18 protein-coding genes and 1 other annotated feature are annotated in these 21,527 nt (G+C 53.2%); of the genes, 13 read left to right on the forward strand and 5 right to left on the reverse strand.

The window, feature by feature from the left end; all coding sequences use genetic code 11:
* Positions 1-653: 653 nt before the first annotated feature.
* From T363_RS0103320 to tyrS, 7 genes are all read left to right on the forward strand, one after another.
* Positions 654-1,244, forward strand: a complete 591-nt coding sequence (locus T363_RS0103320; RefSeq protein ID WP_031473219.1) for a hypothetical protein — start codon at positions 654-656, stop codon at positions 1,242-1,244.
* Positions 1,245-1,276: 32 nt separating this feature from the next.
* Positions 1,277-3,154 carry a 1-deoxy-D-xylulose-5-phosphate synthase gene (dxs, locus tag T363_RS0103325; protein WP_031473221.1) on the forward strand — a complete coding sequence of 626 codons (1,878 nt, stop codon included), beginning with the start codon at positions 1,277-1,279 and terminating at the stop codon, positions 3,152-3,154.
* Positions 3,135-3,932: a TlyA family RNA methyltransferase gene (locus T363_RS0103330; RefSeq protein ID WP_031473223.1), complete on the forward strand. Its 798-nt coding sequence runs from the start codon at positions 3,135-3,137 to the stop codon at positions 3,930-3,932. The genes dxs and T363_RS0103330 overlap by 20 nt, the downstream gene beginning before the upstream one ends.
* Before the next feature lie 3 nt (positions 3,933-3,935).
* Positions 3,936-4,784: an NAD(+)/NADH kinase gene (locus T363_RS0103335; protein WP_034971528.1), complete on the forward strand. Its 849-nt coding sequence runs from the start codon at positions 3,936-3,938 to the stop codon at positions 4,782-4,784.
* Between the two features lie 16 nt (positions 4,785-4,800).
* Entirely contained in the window at positions 4,801-5,256 is a 456-nt protein-coding gene (gene argR / locus T363_RS0103340) for an arginine repressor (RefSeq protein WP_031473227.1), read from the forward strand.
* 22 nt (positions 5,257-5,278) lie between these two features.
* Positions 5,279-6,967 (forward strand): DNA repair protein RecN, encoded by a 1,689-nt coding sequence (recN, locus tag T363_RS0103345; protein WP_031473229.1) that lies wholly within the window; start codon positions 5,279-5,281, stop codon positions 6,965-6,967.
* A gap of 92 nt (positions 6,968-7,059) precedes the next feature.
* A complete protein-coding gene (tyrS, locus tag T363_RS0103350) occupies positions 7,060-8,283 on the forward strand; it encodes a tyrosine--tRNA ligase (RefSeq protein WP_031473231.1) in 1,224 nt (407 codons plus the stop codon).
* A gap of 412 nt (positions 8,284-8,695) precedes the next feature.
* Here the strand turns inward: tyrS and T363_RS14390 are convergent, their stop codons facing one another.
* From T363_RS14390 to T363_RS0103370, 5 genes are all read right to left on the reverse strand, one after another.
* Positions 8,696-10,384, reverse strand: coding sequence for a methyl-accepting chemotaxis protein (locus T363_RS14390; protein ID WP_242840218.1), 1,689 nt, complete (start codon positions 10,382-10,384; stop codon positions 8,696-8,698).
* Positions 10,385-10,413: 29 nt separating this feature from the next.
* Positions 10,414-10,710, reverse strand: coding sequence for a hypothetical protein (locus T363_RS16505; protein WP_242840219.1), 297 nt, complete (start codon positions 10,708-10,710; stop codon positions 10,414-10,416).
* 53 nt (positions 10,711-10,763) lie between these two features.
* A complete protein-coding gene (locus tag T363_RS0103360; RefSeq protein ID WP_051643060.1) occupies positions 10,764-12,878 on the reverse strand; it encodes an EAL domain-containing protein in 2,115 nt (704 codons plus the stop codon).
* 384 nt (positions 12,879-13,262) lie between these two features.
* Positions 13,263-14,681 carry a lipopolysaccharide biosynthesis protein gene (locus tag T363_RS0103365; RefSeq protein WP_031473235.1) on the reverse strand — a complete coding sequence of 473 codons (1,419 nt, stop codon included), beginning with the start codon at positions 14,679-14,681 and terminating at the stop codon, positions 13,263-13,265.
* Positions 14,682-15,254, reverse strand: coding sequence for a phosphatase PAP2 family protein (locus tag T363_RS0103370; RefSeq protein WP_161645939.1), 573 nt, complete (start codon positions 15,252-15,254; stop codon positions 14,682-14,684).
* A gap of 277 nt (positions 15,255-15,531) precedes the next feature.
* Here T363_RS0103370 and T363_RS15945 point away from each other — a divergent pair, with 277 nt between their 5' ends.
* The 6 genes from T363_RS15945 to T363_RS0103395 all read left to right on the forward strand — a co-directional run bounded on the left by T363_RS15945 (position 15,532) and on the right by T363_RS0103395 (position 21,524).
* Positions 15,532-15,768: a DUF7336 domain-containing protein gene (locus tag T363_RS15945; protein WP_154658729.1), complete on the forward strand. Its 237-nt coding sequence runs from the start codon at positions 15,532-15,534 to the stop codon at positions 15,766-15,768.
* A 145-nt stretch (positions 15,769-15,913) separates the two neighbouring features.
* Positions 15,914-16,155 (forward strand) — a binding site (T-box leader).
* Between the two features lie 69 nt (positions 16,156-16,224).
* Positions 16,225-17,736, forward strand: a complete 1,512-nt coding sequence (locus T363_RS0103375; protein ID WP_031473239.1) for a 2-isopropylmalate synthase — start codon at positions 16,225-16,227, stop codon at positions 17,734-17,736.
* 18 nt (positions 17,737-17,754) lie between these two features.
* Positions 17,755-19,017, forward strand: a complete 1,263-nt coding sequence (gene leuC, locus T363_RS0103380) for a 3-isopropylmalate dehydratase large subunit (protein ID WP_031473241.1) — start codon at positions 17,755-17,757, stop codon at positions 19,015-19,017.
* A 17-nt stretch (positions 19,018-19,034) separates the two neighbouring features.
* Positions 19,035-19,526, forward strand: coding sequence for a 3-isopropylmalate dehydratase small subunit (gene leuD, locus T363_RS0103385; protein ID WP_031473243.1), 492 nt, complete (start codon positions 19,035-19,037; stop codon positions 19,524-19,526).
* A 5-nt stretch (positions 19,527-19,531) separates the two neighbouring features.
* Positions 19,532-20,608 (forward strand): 3-isopropylmalate dehydrogenase, encoded by a 1,077-nt coding sequence (leuB, locus tag T363_RS0103390; RefSeq protein ID WP_031473245.1) that lies wholly within the window; start codon positions 19,532-19,534, stop codon positions 20,606-20,608.
* A 163-nt stretch (positions 20,609-20,771) separates the two neighbouring features.
* Positions 20,772-21,524, forward strand: coding sequence for a WecB/TagA/CpsF family glycosyltransferase (locus tag T363_RS0103395; protein WP_242840220.1), 753 nt, complete (start codon positions 20,772-20,774; stop codon positions 21,522-21,524).
* Positions 21,525-21,527 lie beyond the last annotated feature (3 nt).

A 21,527-nucleotide genomic window follows, 5' to 3' on the forward strand; every position in this document is an offset into this window, starting at 1 on the left:
TTCAATGGCATGAAGTACCGACCCTCTCGCCGTGGAGACCTGCATACGTGGAGCACCTATAGTATCGATTGATTGATGGATGTTCTACGGTGCAGGATGAAACCTGTATTGCGGTGCGGCGTGAATGCACGTGTTTTCCCGTCTGCCCGCCCTTCGGGGCGGGCAGGACAATGGGCGGCGTGCAGGAGCAAAACGCTGTGTGCAGTGTAGCCTGCCTTGCGTGGCCATGGTGAATAGTGTATCCGCCTGCGTGCCCCCGGCCAGGGGTGCGCGGGAATTGACGCTTGAAACCATGTCTGCAAAAGAGGCTAAGAATCGTGTTGCCTGCAGTGGAAAGCACCTAGGCTATTCGAACGAGGCAGGCGGAGGATTGCAGTGCGGACTAAGTGGCAATTCGGTCCCGGTGATGGTAACATCCCGGCACGGACTTTAATGGGAAACCCCCACGACGGCGACGCGTGGCAGTCCGCGGGGAAAGCCAACCGAACCTCAAGCCGCAAGATTAACTCAGCCTGCCGTCACTTTTTTGAACATTTTTCGGGCCGAGGCTGATTTGCTTCGGCTCGCGGGCAGTGGCTGCACGGCTGCTGTATATTAGTATCCGGCAGCGGAGGGCGGATCGCACTGCTGGCTGCCGGCAATAGGAGCAGAAAATGGATACGTCAGATAAACAGAGGAAAAAGCCACAGCCGCCGCAGAAGCCGCGGCTGATCAACACCAAATGGGTGGCAACGATCATGCCGGTCAGCTTTGTGCTTTCTATTGTCATGTCCTACATGTCGAACGAGGCGCTGGGCAATTCCGGCACTTTGCTGTCCTTTGTGGTGTTGTTTTTCTTTATTGCACTCGGTATTCTGTTTGATATGATCGGCATCGCCGCTACCTCCGGCACGGAAAAGGAGTTTCACTCCATGGCTGCGCACCGGGTGCGCGGTGCGAAAGAGGCCGTTTGGATGACCCGAAACGCTGAAAAGGTCTCCAGCATCTGCAATGATGTGGTAGGTGATATCTGCGGCATCATTTCGGGTGCTACGGGCGCTTTGATTGTGGCAAACATCACCCGGAACATGAGCGGGCCGATGATCGTTGTGGTATCGCTGTTGGTAACCGGTGTGGTTTCGGCGCTGACCATTGGCGGTAAGGCTGCCGGTAAAGGAGTGGCAATCGCGTTCAGCAGCAAGGTGCTGGCGGTGTGCGGACGGATCTTATCCGTACTGCCTTTTTCCTTTGATAACAAGAAGTAGAAAACAGCCTTTGAATGGGATGAACGGAAAGCATGAAACGATATGGAATTTTGGACTGCATCACCGGTCCGGCCGATCTGCGCGGGCTGTCCTATGATGTGCTGAATGTGCTGTGCGCTTCGCTGCGCGAGTTTATCGTGGATTCGGTATCACATACGGGCGGACATCTTGCGTCTAATCTGGGCGTGGTGGAGCTGGCCGTTGCGCTGGAGCGTGAATTTGATTCCTCACGCGACCGCATCATTTATGATGTGGGACATCAAAGCTATGTGCATAAAATTTTGACCGGCCGGCGGGAGCGGTTTGATACCCTGCGTCAGTTCGATGGGCTTTCGGGCTTTATGAAGCCGGAGGAGAGCGGGACCGACCCCTGTGTGACCGGACATGCCTCCAACTCGGTTTCGGTGGCGCTCGGCATGGCGCACGCACGCACGCTGAAAAATCAGAAATATCATGTGGTTGCCGTGATCGGCGATGGGGCGCTTACCGGCGGCATGGCATATGAGGCGCTCAACAATGCGGGCACTTCCAAAGAGCCGCTGCTGGTGATCCTCAATGATAACAATATGTCGATTGCACAAAATGTCGGCGGATTGAGCCGCCATCTGTCGCGTCTGCGTGTCAGCTCGCGTTATCTGCATGCCAAAGTGCGGGTGAAGGAGCAGTTGCGCCATGTTCCCGGCGGCAGTCGTGTGATTCGCGCGATCTCCCGGGTGAAGGCGCGGGTCAAGCGGCTGGTGTTGCCCACTTCACTGTTTGAACAGATGGGGTTTACCTATCTGGGACCGGTAGACGGACATGATCTGAAAAGCGTGTGTGAGCTTTTGGCACAGGCGAAAAAAATCAAAAAGCCGGTGCTTTTGCATGTAATGACGCAAAAAGGACGCGGTTATGCGCCGAGCGAACGCGAACCGGAAACGTATCACGGCGTTTCGCCGTTCGATCCTGTCACAGGGGCGTTTCTGGCATCCAAAAAACAGGATTTTTCCGCTTGTTTTGGAAAAGAGCTGTGTGCCTTTGCGGAGAAAGACGCGCGTATCTGTGCGATCACGGCGGCTATGCCGTCCGGTACGGGACTGACACGCTTTGCAGAACGGTTTCCGGATCGCTTTTTCGATGTCGGGATTGCAGAGGAACATGCGGTTGCCATGGCAGCCGGTATGTCGGCACAGGGAATGGTGCCGGTAGTGGCGCTGTATTCCACGTTTTTGCAGCGTGCATATGACCAGTTGGTGCATGATGTTGCGATTGAAGGACTGCATGTGGTATTTGCGATCGACCGTGCCGGCGTGGTTGGTGCGGACGGCGCTACCCATAATGGGGTGTTGGATGTCGCTTTTCTGCGTTCTGTTCCGGGAATACAGATCTACTGTCCGTCCAATTTTAGCGAGCTGCGCAGTATGCTGTCACATGCGATCTATCATGAAAACGGCCCGGTTGCGGTGCGGTATCCGCGTGGTGGAGAAGGGGCATTTCGCGGGGACACATCCGGTCAGGCGATCGTTTGTGTGCGTGAGGCACCCGGCCACACCCTGACTCTGCTTGCGCATGGCGTTCTGGTGAATGAGGCACTGGCTGCTGCGGAAATTCTGGAAAGCAAACGCATTTTTGCGCAGGTGTATAAAGTTAATGTGATCGGGGATGCTCTGCGGCAGGTCTGGAGCGAGAAGCAGCAGGAATTGGCGGGCCCGTGCATTGTGATTGAAGACGTTGTGCAAAATGGCGGTTTAGGCGAGTGGGTCGCAGCACAGAGGACGGAAAAAACGCTGTTGTGCAATACAGGAGACCGCTTCCTGCCGCATGGCAGCGTGAATGAGGTATATCGGTATTGCGGATTGGATGCGGCATCGATTGCCGCACGGGCGGAAGCATATTGGAAGGAGAACCAAGTTGGCGAAAAAGAGACTTGACGTACTGCTTTTTGAACGCGGACTGTGTCCTTCGCGGGAGCGTGCGAAAATAGCCATTATGGAGGGGATCGTCTATATTGCCGGACAGAAGGCCGGCAAAGCGGGCGATCTGGTGGATGAGAACGCAGAGCTGGAAGTGCGCGGCAACCAAAATGCCTTTGTTTCGCGCGGCGGCAAAAAAATCGAAAAAGCACTGGATTATTTCCATATTGATCCGGCTGGGCTGGTGGCGATGGACGTGGGTGCTTCGACCGGCGGTTTTACCGACTGCCTGCTGCGCCGCGGTGCGGTCAAGGTGTATTCGATCGACGTTGGCTACGGCCAGCTTGCATGGAGCCTGCGGCAGGATCCGCGCGTTAAATGCATGGAGCGCACGAATATCCGTTATGTTACAGCAGAAATGCTGGAGGAAACGCCGAATCTTTGCGTGATCGACGTTTCATTTATTTCGCTCCGTCTGGTGCTTCCGGTCGTTTCCGGACTGTTGGCGGAGCATGGCCGTGTAGCCTGCCTGATCAAGCCGCAGTTTGAAGCTGGTAAGGGAAAAGTAGGCAAAAAAGGTGTGGTTCGTGAGCTGGAGATCCATTTGGAAGTGCTTGGGCAGTTTGTGGAGAATGCGCATGCGGCTGGGTTTGTGGTGCAGGATGTAACGTTTTCCCCCATCAAAGGGCCGGAGGGAAATATCGAGTTTTTAGGCTATCTGGCAAAGCAGGGGGAGGAAGCGATCCCGGATTTGCAGGATATCGTGCGGCAGGCGCACGCGGAATTGGACGGTTGAGTTATGAAGACCATTTTCATCTACCCCAATATGCGGAAAGAAGGGGCGCGCGCCGTTCTGCCGGAGGTGTGCAGACGTTTGACCCGTGAAGGGGTGCGGTTGCTGCTGCCGATGCAGCTGCGCGCTGTATCGCTGGGACTAGCCGGTGTGGACTATACAGAAACCGATGCTGCAGTGCAGTTTGCAGAGCTGGCAGTCGTTCTCGGAGGGGACGGCACTATGCTGCGGCTGGCTCGCGCCGCCGCCCGGCAGAATCTGCCGATGCTGGGGATCAATGTCGGTCACGTCGGCTTTATGACCGAGCTGGAGCCGGATGAGCTGGATGAAATGGAAAAGCTGTTTTCCGGTGCGTACACGCTGGACAGCCGCATGATGCTGCATGTTGCTGTGATGCGGCAGGGGCGTGTGGTGTATGAAAATGATGCGCTCAATGATATCGTGATCGCCAAAGGTACGGCATTTCGTGTAGTGCGGGTGCGTATCGAGGCGGACAGCGAGGAAGTGACGCGCTTCAACGGTGACGGAGTAATCGTTGCGACCCCGACTGGATCGACAGCATACGGCTTATCGGCCGGCGGACCGGTCATCGAGCCGAGTGCGGAAAATATGGCGGTCATCCCAATTTGTGCGCATGCGCTGACGGCAAAGTCCTTTGTGTTTGCGCCCGAACGCCGGATCGCGTTGACCGCCGCCTGCGAGGGCGGCAGTGAGGTGTTCATCTCGGCAGATGGCGGGCAGGGCTTTGCAGTTCGGCCGGATGACCGGGTGATGATCACCCGGTCGGCGCTGCACACCCGGCTGGTTCGTCTGAAGGGCGACAGCTTTTATCGGATATTGCAGCAAAAGCTATAAAAACGGAGGGGTGTGTATGAAATTCCAGCGACAGGCAAAAATCCTTGATCTGATCGATCGGTTTGAGATCGAAACACAGGAGGAGTTGACCGACCATCTGCGTGCTTTGGGTTATAATACTACGCAGGCAACGGTTTCACGTGATATCAAGGAGCTGCGCCTGATTAAGGCGCTTTCGGCGGAGACCGGAAAATATAAATACTCCGTGGCGGCAGCCGGCGCGGCGGACAGTTTTACCACCCGCCTGCGCAACATCTTCCGGGAATGTGTGACCGGGATCGACGCGGCGCAGAACATGGTTGTGATCAAGACTCTGCCCGGACTGGGGCAGGCTGCTGCGATGGCGATTGATGCGATGCGCGCCTCGGATGTGGTCGGCACACTGGGCGGTGATGACACGGTGTTTGTGGTCATGCGGAACAATGATGCAGCGGATCGATTCCGAAAGCAGGCGCATGATATCCTAAAATAAAAGCAGAGGAGGAACCGCGGCTATGCTGCAATTACTCCACATTGAGAATATTGCTGTGATCGAACAGGCGGATATTGAACTGGAAGACGGGCTGACCGTGCTATCCGGTGAAACCGGTGCGGGCAAGTCGATCGTGATCGACTCAATCGGCGCGATCTTAGGACGCAGAGTCAGCCGCGATCTGGTGCGGTCAGGGGCACAGAAAGGCTTTGTCAGCGCGGTGTTTACCGCGCTGTCTCCTGCGTTGCAGGCGTTGCTGGATGAACTGGCGCTGTCCGGAGAAGAACCGGATACCCTGCATATCCAGCGGCAGATCACGGCGGACGGTAAAAGTACCTGCCGGGTGAATATGAAGCCGGTTTCCGCATCAGTGCTACGGCAGCTTGCCCCGTATTTGATCGATATTCATGGGCAGAACGACGGACAGAAACTGCTGGATGAACAGCATCATATCGACTATCTGGATGGTTATGCAGGCTGTGAAGCGCTTTTGGCACAGTATCGCCCCCAATATCAGGCGTTGCTTGCGCTGCGGCGGGAGATTACGGAGTTGGAAACCGGCGAGCAGGAGCGGCTGCAGCGGGTTGATATGCTGACCTTTCATCAGGAAGAAATCGAAGCGGCGCAGCTGCAGCCGGGGGAGGATGAGCAGCTTGCGCAGCGCAAGGCCTACTTTGATCATGCGGGCCGCATCGCGGGTGCATTGGCACAGGCACGTTTAGCATTGGACGGGGATGATGATACTGCCGGTGCATGTATGCTTTTGGAACAGGCAGCGGGAGCGCTGACCGGTCTGCATGCGGTATCGGAAGCGTTTGACGGACTGGCTGAGCAGGCGGAGGAACTGCGTCTGCTGGCCGCCGACCTGCGTGACAGCGTGTGCAGCCGGAGCGACCATCTGGATTTTTCACCGGCGGAGCGGGAATGGGTCGAGCAGCGGCTTGATTTGATCTATCGCCTGCGGCAGAAGTACGGCGGCTCGGTGGCCGAGATCATTTCGTATCACGATAAGATCGCAGCGGAGCTGGATGCGTTGCAGGATTCGGACAACCGGCGGGACATCTTGCGCGAACAGTACCGTGTGCAGCTGGCAGAGGCAAAAAAGCTGGCGGCACAGCTGAGTGAGCAGCGGCGGGCGGCGGCAAAGCATCTGGAAACAGAAATCGTGCGCGAGCTGGCGGAGCTTGATATGGAAAAAGTTAAAATGCGTATTGCTGTGCGCACGGGTACCAAATTATCGGCACACGGATTTGATGCTGTATCGTTTGAGATTTCGGTTAATCCCGGTGAGCCGGAAAAACCGCTGTCCAAGGTGGCATCGGGCGGTGAGCTGAGCCGCATCATGCTGGCGCTGAAAAATGTCTTGACGGCCGGAGAAGATGTTGGTATGCTGATTTTTGATGAGATCGATACCGGCGTTTCCGGACATGCTGCGCAGCAGATCGCGCGCAAACTATCCGCGATTGCACGGAAAAAGCAGACGCTTTGCGTTACCCATTTGCCGCAGATCGCCTCGATGGGCGATCATCATTTGCGCATTGCAAAGTCGGTGCGGGATGGCCGCAGCTATACTGATGTCAGCCCAATGGACCGGCCGCACCGTATCGATGAAATCGCACGGCTGCTGTCCGGTGATCAGATTTCGGATGCGGCGCGGCGCAATGCCGAGGATCTGCTGTGTGCTGCAGGTCAGGAGGGTGAGCTGCATTGATTATTATTGATGAACGCCGTAAAGAGCGTGCACCGTAGCAGTTTATAAAAGAGTTTTCAAAATTACTTTATGATAGATCGGGGAAATAACAGATGACGATTTACGAAGAACTGAAAGCGCGCGGGCTGATCGCGCAGGTAACAAATGAAGAAGAGATCAGTGAGATGATCAACAACGGCAAGGCCACCTTCTATATTGGCTTTGACCCCACGGCAGACAGCCTGCATGTCGGTCATTTTATGGCGCTCTGCCTGATGAAGCGCCTGCAGATGGCCGGCAACAAGCCGATTGCGCTGGTTGGCGGCGGTACAGGCTACATCGGCGACCCGTCGGGCCGTACGGATATGCGTTCGATGATGACGCCGGAGACCATTCAGCACAACTGCGACTGCTTCAGAAAGCAGATGGAGCGCTTTATCGAGTTTGGCGAGGGCAAGGCGCAGATGGTCAACAACGCGGACTGGCTGCTGGATCTGAACTATGTTGACTTGCTGCGCGAGGTTGGCGCGTGCTTCTCGGTCAACAATATGCTGCGTGCGGAGTGCTATAAACAGCGTATGGAAAAGGGTCTGAGCTTTTTGGAGTTCAACTACATGATCATGCAGTCCTACGACTTTTACTATCTGTTCCAGCATTACGGCTGCAACATGCAGTTCGGCGGCAATGACCAGTGGAGTAACATGCTGGGCGGCACTGAGCTGATCCGCCGTAAGCTGGGCAAGGACGCACATGCCATGACCATTACGCTGCTGCTCAATTCGGAAGGCAAAAAGATGGGCAAGACGGCTTCGGGTGCGGTATGGCTCGATCCGAACAAGACTGCTCCGTATGATTTCTTCCAATACTGGCGCAATGTGGATGATGCGGACGTGCTCAAGTGCATCCGTATGCTGACATTCCTGCCGTTGGAGCAGATTGAGGAGATGGACAAGTGGGAGGGTGCTGAACTTAACCGCGCAAAGGAGATCCTCGCGTATGAGTTGACTGCACTTGTGCATGGTAAGGAAGAGGCGGACAAGGCGATGACCGCGGCAAAGGAAATTTTCCTCGGCGGCGGTGTAAGCGAAAATATGCCGACCACAACTTTGACCGAAGAGGATTTTACCGACGGTCAGATCGGCGTGCTGTCTCTGTTGGTCAAATGCGGTCTTGCGGCTTCCAACGGAGAGGCGCGTAAGCTCGTGCAGGGCGGCGGCGTATCGCTCAATGGGGAAAAGGTGGCAGACTTTAAGCAGATGCTGGATCAGTCGGCCTTTACAGAGGAGTGCATTATCAAGAAGGGGAAAAAGACCTTCCACAAGGCGGTACTCGGCTGAAGCTGAATAGGAATTATCCGCCGACAGCTTTTGATAGCGTGTAGGTATATTTTTTGACTTATTTATCAGTAGACACACAGAGACAGGTGGAGGAAATCGCCTGTCTCTGTGCTTTTGTGCCATCGGTTTTTTACAAATTCATTGATTTGCTGAGAGGGAATGGCTGGCTGTGTTGGCTGCTTTCTTTTTTATGCTGCTGATGGTCGTTATTCACAGTTTGGTATTAGGCATTCATGTAAAACGAACATTATAAATGAGATATACCTTCCAGCACCCTGGAGGGGAACCGAGAGAGCAGCTTTTTATGCATTTCTGCTGCGCAGCACCAACTGATCTGGAATAGGAAGGGGCGGAAGCGCTTTTTGCGCTTCCGCCCCTTGATTTTACAGCATATTCGGTTTCCAGAACATCGTTAATCGCCGTAAGAATATCCGTTGTCCGGGAGCCGGAACTGTCCGGCAAGATCATTCAGAAGTTGAGCCTGAGAAGACAGCTCTTCACTGGCTGCGGCAGACTGCTCACTGGTAGCGGAATTCGTCTGCACAACCGCAGCAATCTGATCCAATCCCACGGTGACTTGTGCAACCGCTGCTGCGATAGTATTCACCATTTCAGCTACCTTGACCATATCGCCAACAGCCAAACCGGCAAGCTCTGTTGTTTTTTGGAGCGAATCCGTAACGTTAGCAACAATAACATTGCCGTTCTGCACCGACCGAACAGAATTTTCAATCAGTTCCTTGGTAGCCTTGGCCGCCTGATCCGATTTGGAAGCCAAGCTGCGCACTTCATCTGCAACCACTGCAAAGCCCTTGCCGGCTGCGCCTGCTCTCGCTGCTTCCACAGCGGCATTGAGAGCCAAAATATTGGTCTGGAAAGCGATATCCTCGATGGTGGTAATGATATGACCGATCTGTTTGGAGAACTCTGTAATCTCCTCCATAGCAGTCGTCATTTGCACCATCATTTCGTTGCTCCGCACGACCTGCCCGCCAGCTTCTTCAGCACGCGACTGGGACATTCTCGAGACATCCGCAGTCTCGCTTACATTCTGAGAAATATCGTGCACGGTGGATGCCAACTCCTGCACAGAGCTGGCCTGCTCCGTTGCGCCCTGTGCCAGCGCCTGCGCACCGTCCGATACCTGAGAAGCACCGGCAGCAATCTGGTCGGAGCTCATGTGGATTTGAGAAAGCACATCGCTCAGCTTATGCTTGATACGGCGAATGGAATCCAGCAAGGGGGCAAAGTCTCCGATATACAGCTCCGGAGTCTGGGAATCGACTACAAAATTTCCTTCTCCCATCTGGCTGAGCAGATAGTCGATATCCTTCAGTATGGTACTTAAACCAGTGACAATAATTTTGGTGGAAGATACCAGTTCGCCCACCTCATCGTTGCGGTCGAAATCAGGGACAGGAGCCTCCAAATTGCCTTGAGACAGCAGTTGGAGACGATTCGAACAGGCCTTAATTGCTCCGCCGATACCAACCGCCAACTTTACAGCAACAATGGATGCGGCAATAATGGCCACGATAAGCAGGACAATGGTAGCGATAATTCCCTGAATCGCCGGACCGGTAAAATCAGAAGTCGGGGCGTTAATAGCAATGCTCCAGCCGTTGGTTTTCGGAACAGGTGCATATGCAGTGAACTTTTGATCTCCGCCATAGCTATACTGGCTGAATCCGGTGCCGCCGGCGACCATATCCGTTTCAATAGCGGCCAAATCGGTCAGGGACGGATCACTTTTTGCGTTTTCGATGGTATTTTCCTGATTGCGGACGGTTTCCAGATCGCGGTGGGCAATGGTGTTGCCCGTGGCGTCCAGCATATAGGCAGAACCGCCTTCGCTCACCCGCAGCGTGCTGACAATGTCATTGAGGAAGGTTTCGTGGGGCACAAAGTACACTACACCGGCGATCTGGCCGCCCTCCACACCATCCTGCCATACCGGAGCAGCAACGATGATTGTCATCTCGCCGGTGACAGCGGAAATCAGCGGCTCGGAAACATAGGTATTGCCTTGCATAGCAGCTTTGAAATAGGCTCGATCGCTGTAATTTCCCCCGTCAATCAGGCTGTGGCCCTGTGTATCCAAAAGGTTATACCGTTGAAAGTCGTTATCCTCTACCTTTTGCTGGAGCAGTGCCTTTTTTCCTCCAGCGAGATTTCCGGATCGGAGAGTCGGGAAATGTTTCCGGTGTCCCCGGCGATGAGCTGATATACCTGAAGCTGATAGGAAACACGATCTGCAGCTACGACAGCCAACTCTTCCATGCTGGCCTCCAGCGTCGACTGCGTACCCCGATAGTTCAGGACACAGGAGATGCCGCCGACTGTGATCAGCGAAATTGCCAATGTCAGCACCATGGATATCAATATTTTTGCTTTGATACTTCTTGTTTTTGCCTTCGTGCGCTTCATTTCTTCTTCCTCCATACTTTCTGTCTGTATTTGAATGTTAAGTGGCTACAAGTTTAAGCTTTCGGCATAAGATAACGGCTAAAGAATTCACGCATGGATATTGGCTTCGAGAAATAATAACCTTGTCCGATATCGCAGTTCAGGTTCGTCAGGGCATCGAGCTGATCGTTTTTCTCAATTCCTTCCGCGACAGTTCCCGCCTGTTTGAATGCTTTCCCCATACGTATGGTATAGTCCACAATAATGTGTGCTTTTTCATTTGTCGCAATGTGATCTACCAAGCTCTTGTCAATTTTGATATGATCGAATTCGATCGCGGTCAAAATGGACAGATTGGAGTATCTTGTCCCAAAATCATCCAGAGACACCGAAAAACCAATTCCACGGAGCCGTTTTACAAGTGCGGCCAACACCTGCAGATCCATCTTCGAAATCGTTTCGGTCATCTCAATGTCGATTATATGATAGGGAACTTCGTAATGATTGCAGATATCGACAATATTTTCTGTAAAATCATCGGTCATTAAGGTGATCCGGGAGAAATTGATTGAAATTGGCGGTACAGCAACGGAAGAAAGGTTCCAGTCCCTTACTGCCTGACAGACGGTTTTCAATACAAAGAAGTCAATGAACGGAATCAGCCCTTCGTTTTCATAGAATGGGATAAACATGGCCGGAGGGATCATTTCGCCATTCAGTCCGGTTTTACGAACAAGCGCCTCTGCACCAACGACTTGTTGGGTGCTGAGAGAAAACTGCGGCTGCATATAAACTGAAAATACCCCTTGGCGGATATCCTTCAGCAGCTTTTCCTTCAACTGCACATAGTGGAGCTCCCGGCTGGCGCGCATAGAATTGTAGTATGACTGCTTTTCCATGTCCATCAAATGATTCGCGTCAACCACCTGTTCCATGGCATCTATCGCGCCTGTGGTCCACTTTGTGCCGATGGAAACGCTGAGATCCCCTTCTTTCTTGAACGCTTTCCTGAGACGCTCGGTCAGGAACTGAAAATCCTCCTGACCGATCTCCGGACAGAGCACCACAAACTCATCGCCGCCGATCCGGTAGACATCATAGGGGCATCCTTTGACCAAAAGATCAGCGGTACGGGTGAGCAGCGCATCTCCAAATGCGTGTCCATATGTATCGTTCGCTCGTTTTAGGCCGTCAATATCCAGATATATAATACCTAAAGTAGCCGGTGGCTTTTTTTGAAATTCCCGAATCTGCTCTGTATAGCGGTTGCGATTGAACAGTCCGGTCAAAGTGTCGTTATAACTCAGCTTGTCCAGCTTATCCAGCATGGCACGCTTGCTGATCCCATCCACCACAAAATTGGAAACCGAGCGCAGAAGCCGCGGAGCATCCAGATTGCTCTTTGGGTTATCCACGCGAATCACACCGATTGGTGCTCCGTCTTTGCTTAAAAGCGGAACTGCAATCAGACTGTCAACCCCATTCGACGAAAGCGCCGCATACTCCGCAGAATCAGGTGCAAGCTCGTTTTTTACCGATACGATGCGGATAAAACCATTTTTGTCAAACGCATGAAACCAGTGGTCGATTGCAGAACGGGCGTGGGCAGACGGCTCCTGCCTGATTGGGCAGTTCTCTGAAATCCACTGATAGGTTTGCTGCATCATTTGCGTATTGGCATCCATTTCAAAGATGTGAACCTGATCTGCCTGATAGAATGCTCCGATGTGGGATAGGAAACTGTTCATCGCCAAAGCAGTATCGTCACTGTTCTTCAGCGTGTCAATGCAGCGCACTAAAGATTCATCGATGGCCTGAAGCCGCATTAAATTCGGGCTGCCGCGCTTGCGTTCTGTGATGTCGGTGGCGATCTCCATGCGGACGAGCTTACCCAGATACCGCACCAATCGATCCCGCAGGATGAAGTGGCGGCCAAGTTTCGTATTGTTATGCTCCCATATGTAGAAGTCATGCTCGGTTAAAAACTGATTCGTGCAAAAGGGACAGGGGGCATCTAAACCCTGCAAAGCCTGGTAGCATTTTTCTCCTACATAGTCGTCCGGTGTTCGATCGGTTAACTGCAAAGCGGCAGGACTCAGATAGATCAGATCATAGGTTTCGATATCTGCAAGATAGATACTGTCATCATTTGCGTTGCTGATGATATCTAAAATGCCTTCTTTATTCACATTTTCACCACCAATCAAATGGTTGCTGACAATACAGTTTCCATTCTATTGTAATATTCGCTATATTATAAATTTAGTATACTATATAATCTATCAAAAAGCGACAAAATCTTTAAATAATTCTAATCTTCTTGGTATTGATTATAGATACCTACTACTATGCTATGAATAATTCGGCAAATCAATACAGTATGCCCGCGGGAGAATGCGGAGGCAAACGGCGAATTTCAAGATATCAATAAAATAACCGTCAGTCATCGGAATAATGACTGGCGGCTGTCTGTATTGGTCTTATAATTATGCTCATGGGGCGCAATTTGCACCTATGGCAGCGGTGTCTGTACCGGCAGATATATTGGTATTTCTTTTATACTGAAAAAGCAGTTATCCGCGGCGGAGGAGCTTTTTGATGCCGATCAGCAGCTCGCGGCTGTTGATTACCGTGACCATACCGAACAGGAGAAGCTGCCACAGCAGCCACAGCGGGGGCTCGAGCAGCATGAGCGTCGCTTGCAGGGCGGTTAGAAGCGTAGTGGTGACCATACGGCGTTGTTTCCACTGTATCGGCAGAAAACGGCGCGTATCCACCGCGCGATACAGGAAGAGGAACAGATAGCTGATCAGGGCAGCAGCCGCGGCGCCCATGCCGCCGAACCGCGGGATCAGCAGCAGGTTTGCACCAATGTTGATCACAGCGGTAAAAACAGTACTCAGGAAGGACTGAAAGGTTTTTTTCTCCAACGTGTAGATGCTGTTTTGGAAGCTAGACAGACAGGAGAAAGAGGCTGACAGCGCTAGGATCGGCACAAAGGTCCAGGCTGAGTAGTAGTTCGGTGCAGCCAGAATTTTGATTGCCAGCTTGGAACATAGAATTGCACCGGAGGCGATCAGCAGAACAATGCTGGCAAATACATTGCCGACATTGGAAAAAAAGGTGATTTGCTGTTCCCGTGTATTGTCGTTGATGCTGGAAAGCTGCCAGGCATCAATAAAGATCGAAGCGACCAGCGTAATCATGGTCGGGATGCGGTAGGCGGCGGTATACAGGCCGGAAACCGCTGTATTCGCCATGTTGGCCAGCATGAACTGGCTGATATAGCCAATCAAAAATACCAGAATCTGTGCAGGTACAAGCGGCAGCGCATAGGTGATCATGGAGCGGAAGCCATGTCGGGTGACAGATTTGGGCTGGATGTATCGCCACAGGCGGGCAATAAAGAACAGGCAGACGGTGGAAAGCGCATCCGAGCAGATCACCGAGAAGACATAGCCGAAAATGCTCCACTCAAATACCGACAGGTACAGGATATTGAAACCGATCGTGGTGGCGGTGCGGAAAATACCGTCGATCGCATACAGCTTGACCATGCCCTGCGAGCGGATAAACTGGCTGCAGCAGTTTTGCAGGCAGGCAGTCAGCACATACAGGTAGATCAGGCCGGTGTACGGCTCCATGGTGATGGAGGAGCCGGTCGAGGTCGTCAGATGGATAAAGGAAAAAATCGGATTGAAAGGAATGGAGATCAAAAACCCGCACAGGATCGTAATGATACCCGTGGTGAAAACGCGCGGTTTATTGGTTGAGCGTTCCAGTCCGTAGCGGATCACAGCTTGTCCGATCGAAACAGATACGATTGGATAGAGAATGTTGGTGGTTTTGATGATCAAATCTGCGATGCCGAATTCATCCGGGCTGAGGATGCCGGTGTAAAACCGCATCATGAAAAAAACGAGCAGTTTGGAACTGAACGTGCCGATCGTGAAAATCAGGGTATTGCCGAGCAGGCGTTTGTATTGATTCATTCAGGAACCCTTTCTCAGGCGAAGTGTGTGGATACGGTCAGCCGTGCGGTCGGTCAGCCATGCACCGATCAGGCCGCACAAGATACCGATCAGCAGACCGGCAAGCACATCTGTGGGATAATGCACACTGGCATACAGACGGGAGAAAGCGATTAACGCGGCGGGAACATAGGCCAGCAGACCGGATTTGCGGTGGAAAACGCACAGGGCGGTGGCAGCCGCAAAGGAAGACAGTGTGTGGCCGGAGGGAAAGGACCATTGATCCCCCGGATCGAGCAGCGCAGTCAGTTCAGGATGGGTGACAAACGGGCGTGGCCGCATGATCCATTCCTTGAGCCATACGTTGCCGATCAGCAAGCCGATCACCAGTGCAGCAAGGATCGCGGCGCCGGCCCGCCGTGTTTTGCGGAAGCAGAGCAGAGCAGCGGCAAGCACAAGCCAGCAGGCACCGAAATTGCCCAGCAGGGAAAAAAATGTCCAAACAGTATCCGACAGGCCGCCGCGCCAGTGGTCGGCGATCTGTACCAGAATCTCAAAATCAAAGGAACGGATGATATCCAGTAATACTTCCAAAGTGGATGCTCCTTTACAAATGAATTAAAGGCTGGTATGCGGCAAATCCGAATCGTATTTGCGGAAGCGGATCGGCGCATCCTGCTGTGTTATCTTAACAAATTATAAACACTACTATAGCAGATATATGTTTTTTTCGCAAGATACACACAGCGGTATTCATTTTGTCTTTTCACGATATCATTGATCGTTGACTAAAACATAAAAATAACATAAAATATGCAAAACAATGGAATGAATTTATGGTGCAGAATATTTCAGAAAGGTCGTTGATAGTATGGATGTATTTCTGCTATGGCATATACATGACACAACAGATGATTGTGGTATACATGAAGAAGAAAAATTGATTGGAGTTTTTTCTTCTGAGGCAAAAGCAAACGAGGCAATAAAACAGCTAAAGGGACGAGTAGGCTTTCGAGATTATCCGCTAAATTGCTTTGAGATACATAAATTTCAAATGGATCGTCTGAGTTGGGCGGATGGTTTTTTCGAATTTCATTGGGAAGGCTGAGAATGTTAGGGGTGTTTGCGCAAAGGAATTTTTCTTCCTTTTCGGCGAAGAAGGATGGCAAAACAGGCACTTTTATAAAATGATGTGATACAGCAAAAAAATACTTGACAACTAACCGCACAGGGCATATTATTATACCATACTGAAAAAAGTGATGAACGGGTAAAGTAGTTGCGCTCCTGTCCGCAGAGAACTGCCGGTTGGTGTAAGGCAGCGTCAGAAAGCAATGAAACTCGCCCGGGAGCTGTCCGCTGAAAGCCCGGTCGGCCGGTAGGATGGAACGGATGCCCACCGTTACAGGGGAGGCGCATTGTTAGATGCGCGCTGAGTGGCCGCAATCCTGTGGCAACAAGAGTGGTACCGCGGAGTTTACGCTTCGTCTCTTAATTTCTGATTAAGGGACGAAGCTTTTTTTGTCCCTGTACATCCTGAAATCATGAAAGTGAGGACAAGAAAATGAGCAGAACAATCAAGATTTTTGACACGACCCTGCGTGATGGAGAGCAGTCTCCCGGCTGCAGCATGAACCTGAATGAGAAAATTGAGGTTGCCAAGCAGTTGGAAGCGCTGCATGTGGATATCATCGAAGCGGGTTTTGCCATCGCCTCGCCCGGAGACGCTGCGGCGATTGCCGCGATCGCGGATACGGTGAAAGGCTCTACCATCTGCTCGCTGGCGCGCAGCAATGAAAAAGATATCGATGCGGCATGGAACGCCATCCGGCATGCAGAGTCTGCCCGCATCCATACATTTATTGCAACCTCGCCCGTCCATATGCAGTATAAACTGAAAATGACGCCCGATCAGGTGATTGAATCGGTGGCGCACCACGTTGCATACGCTAAAAAGTATTGCAGCGATGTTGAGTTCTCGGCGGAGGATTCTACTCGTTCGGATCTGGATTTCCTGTGCCGTGTGTTTGAAACCGCAATCAAGGCCGGCGCGACAACGCTGAATATTCCGGACACGGTCGGTTATATGGTGCCGGATGAATACGCTGCGCGTGTGCGCTACATTCGTGAGCATACGCCGGGGATCGAGGATGTTGTTCTGTCCTGCCATGTGCATAACGATCTTGGCATGGCGGTCGCCATTTCGCTGGCCGGTGTGCAGGCGGGGATTGACCAGATCGAATGCACGGTCAACGGCATCGGCGAGCGCGCAGGCAATGCTTCTATGGAAGAATGCGTTATGGCGATCAATACCCGAAAGGATGTGTTCGGGATCGACTGCAATATTGATACCAAGCAGATCTACCGTGCCAGCCGCATGATCCAAACCATTACCGGCGTTTCGGTCGCGCCGACCAAGCCGATTGTCGGCGCCAATGCCTTTGCGCATGAATCCGGTATCCATCAGCACGGTGTACTGGCCAATAAGCAGACATATGAGATCATGACACCGGAGTCGGTCGGTATTCCCAAGAACGCAATCGTGCTGGGCAAGCATTCCGGCCGTCATGCGTTTGAGGATCGTCTGCGTGAGCTGGGCTATTCGCTGGATAAGGAAAAGCTGGATAAGACCTTTGAAAAGTTTAAGGTGCTGGCTGATAAGAAAAAGGTCATCAAGGACCGCGACCTTGAAGCGCTGGTTGGTGCGGTGCCGGTTTCCGGTATGGAACGGTACACGCTGGACCGCTTTGTGATCAACGCGGGTAATTCGATCACATCCACGGCAGTCATCCGTGTGAAAAAGGGCGATGAAGTGTTTGAACGCGTGGCCGCATCCGACGGTCCGATCAACGCAGCGTTCCGTGCGATCAATAAAATTGTTGATAAGGAAATCGAGCTGGAGGATTACTCGCTGAACTCGGTAACGGACGGCGAAGACGCACAGGCAGAGGCGATCGTTAAGCTGAAGATCGACGGCGGGAACGATGTGGTGACCGGCCGCGGCGTTTCGGTCGACGTGATCGAGGCCTCCATCAAGGCCTATATCAACGGCATCAATAAGTATTTTATCGACTAAGGGCAGGGGGCAACTGATATGGGCATGACAATGACGCAGAAGATCCTCGCAAAGCATGCGGGGCTGGAAACGGTAACCGCGGGTCAGCTGATCGAAGCGAATGTTGATTTGACATTGGCCAACGACATCACCGGCCCGGTAGCGATCCGCGAAATGGAAAAAGCCGGTTTTGACACGGTGTTCGACAACACCAAGATCGCGCTGGTCATGGATCACTTTGCACCGAATAAAGATATCAAATCGGCAGAGCAGTGTCTTACGTGCCGTGAGTTTTCCAAAAAGCATGGAATCGTTAATTTTTACGATGTAGGCGCAATGGGCATCGAGCATGCGCTGCTGCCGGAAAAAGGTCTGACCGCACCGGGCGAGCTGATCATCGGCGCGGACAGCCACACCTGCACCTACGGAGCGCTCGGCGCTTTTTCGACCGGTGTCGGTTCGACCGACCTTGCCGCCGGTATGGCGACCGGTAAGGCATGGTTTAAGGTGCCGGGGGCGATCAAATTTGTGCTCAAGGGACAGCTTCGTCCGTGGGTGTCCGGCAAGGATGTCATTCTGGATATCATCGGCCGGATCGGCGTGGACGGCGCGCTGTATCAGTCGATGGAGTTTACCGGGGAAGGCGTGGCTTCGCTGTCGATGGATGACCGCTTCACGATCTGCAATATGGCGATCGAAGCGGGCGCCAAAAACGGTATCTTCCCGGTGGATGAAAAAACCATGGCATACATCAAAGACCGTGTAGATCGGGATATCACGGTGTTTGCGGCAGATGAGGATGCGGTATACGAGCGGGAGATCGAAATTGACCTTTCCGCGCTGCGCCCCACGGTAGCCTGCCCGCATTTGCCGGAGAATACCAAGACCATTGACGAACTGGGACATATCGAGGTGCAGCAGTCGGTCATCGGCTCGTGTACAAACGGCCGTATTGAGGATATGCGGGCGGCCGCGTCTATTCTCAAAGGACGTAAGGTGCATCCGGATGTGCGCACCATTATCATTCCCGCCACGCAGGAGGTTTACCTCCAGTGTATTGAAGAGGGGCTGACCAAAATCTTCATCCAGGCGGGCGCGATCGTTTCCACCCCGACCTGCGGCCCGTGTCTGGGCGGTCATATGGGTATTCTGGCGCATGGGGAGAAGTCGGTTTCGACGACCAACCGCAATTTTGTCGGCCGGATGGGACATATTACCTCGGAAATTTATCTGGCAAGCCCGGCTGTGGCGGCGGCCAGCGCGGTGGCAGGCTATATCTGCGCACCGGATGAGCTGAAATAAGGGAGGAGACCGCAAACATGAATGCAAAAGGCAGAGTTTTCAAATATGGAGATAACGTCGATACCGACGTGATCATTCCTGCACGCTATCTGAATATTGCAGATCCCAAGGAGCTTGCTGCGCACGCGATGGAAGATATCGATGCGAATTTCGTCAAAAAGATGCAGCCGGGTGATATTGTGGTCGCCACACGTAATTTCGGCTGCGGCTCGTCGCGCGAGCATGCGCCGCTGGTGCTCAAGGAAAACGGCGTTTCCTGTGTGATCGCCTCCTCGTTTGCGCGTATTTTCTACCGCAATGCGATCAACATCGGCCTGCCGATTCTCGAGTGCGAGGCGGCGGCGAGCGCCATTGCGGATGGAGATACCGTTTCGGTCGATTTTGACACCGGTGTGATCACGAATGAAAGCAAGGGCGAAAGCTATCAGGCGGCCGCGTTCCCACCGTTCATCCAGAGCATCATCAAGGCGGGCGGCCTGCTGAAGTCGCTCAAGGAAAGAGGGGAGTGAGCCGGGTGGAATACAATATCGCAGTCGTCAAGGGGGACGGCATTGGGCCCGAGATCGTGACCGAAGCGATGCAGGTGCTCGATACGATCGGTGAAAAGTTCGGCCATACCTTCCACTATCAGGAAGTGCTCGCGGGCGGCTGCTCGATTGATGCAAACGGGATTCCCCTGACCGAGGAGACCATTGAGATTTGTAAAAACGCGGATTCCGTGCTGCTCGGCGCGGTCGGCGGCCCCAAATGGGACGAAGTCCCTTCGGAAAAACGTCCGGAAAAGGCGTTGCTCGGTCTGCGCGCGGCGCTTGGATTGTTTGTCAACCTGCGCCCTGCGCAGATGCACAAGGCGCTGTCTGCTGCCTGCCCGATCAAACCCGAGATCATTGGCGAGGGGTTTGACATTCTGGTTTGCCGTGAGCTGACCGGTGATGTGTACTTCGGCAAGCACTACCGCCGTGAAAGCGAAAAGGGCTGGGGAGAGACCGGCGCAGACGATATGAACTATTCGGTGTACGAGGTCGAACGCATCGGCCGCCGTGCGTTTGAGATGGCGATGAAGCGCAGGAAGAAGGTCTGCTCGGTCGACAAGGCAAACGTGCTCGAGACCAGCCGTGTCTGGCGTGAGACCATGCACCGCATCAAGGATGAGTATCCGGAAGTGGAGTACACGGATATGTACGTCGATAACTGCGCGATGCAGCTGGTGCGTAACCCGGGCCAGTTTGACGTGATCGTAACCGGCAATCTGTTCGGCGATATCCTGTCGGACGAGGCTTCTATGATCACCGGCTCGATCGGCATGCTGCCGTCGGCTTCGATGAATGAGACCGGCAAGGGGATGTACGAGCCGATCCACGGCTCTGCGCCCGACATCGCGGGCAAGGGGATCGCAAATCCGATTGCGACGATCCTGTCCTGCGCCATGATGCTGCGCTATTCGTTTGGCCTTGGGGCGGAAGCGGATGCGATCGAACATGCGGTCGAGGCGGTGCTGGATGCCGGTCACCGCACAGCGGATATTGCTGCAAAGGGAGAAAAGGTGCTGTCCACCGCGGGGATGGGCGCACTGATCCGTGCGCAGCTGTAAAATGGAGTATAAAGGGGGACGGCTGCCCGAGGCAGTGTGTCCCTCTTTTTTATATGGTGCACGCGATGCAGCAACAATTCGCGGTACAGGCTTGCGGTTTTGCGGCTGCTGCGGTATAATACAATAGATTATAAGTATTTATCGTTCCATGGGATGTGAAGATTTGGAAGAGAAAAGACTGAATACCGCCTCGATTCTCGGCGTGCATTTTCATGCGGTCACGATGGAGCAGGCGGTTGATTTGGCGATGAGCCGGCTGCGGGCACGGCAGCAGGGGTATGTGGTTACACCCAACCCTGAGATCGTAGATCTGTGCCGCAGGGACAGTGCTTTTATGGGAATTGTCAACCATGCCACATTGGTACTGCCGGATGGGATCGGTATTATTTATGCTGCGAAAATTCTCGGTGAAACCCTGTGCGGCAAGGTTGCAGGCATTGAATTTGCGGAAAATCTGGCAGCGGCAATGGCACGGGAAGGCATGCGGCTGTATCTGCTCGGCGCCAAGCCGGGTGTTGCGGAACAGGCCGGTGCGAATCTGTGTGCCAAATATCCGGGTTTGGTGCTGGCTGGTACGCACGATGGGTATTTTACCGATGCGCAGGAAGCGGTAGAGGCGATCAACGCCTGCGGTGGGGCAGATGTAGTGTTCGTTTGTCTGGGTGCGCCCAAGCAGGAAAAGTTCATCGCGGATAATATGGAGGACATTCATGCCACCCTGTTCTGCGGGCTGGGCGGTTCGCTGGATGTGTTTGCAGGTGTAGCCAAGCGCGCGCCGGATATTTTTATTAAACTGGGACTGGAGTGGTTTTATCGGCTGCTCAAGCAGCCCAGCCGGATCGGCCGCATGATGAAGCTGCCGCTGTTTTTGCTGACGGTGATCCGAGAGCGTCTGTTCGGCGGAAGGGGGAAGTAATAC

The sequence above is a fragment of the Agathobaculum desmolans ATCC 43058 genome, from assembly GCF_000701665.1.
In the GTDB taxonomy this organism is placed as follows: Bacteria; Bacillota; Clostridia; order Oscillospirales; family Butyricicoccaceae; genus Agathobaculum; species Agathobaculum desmolans.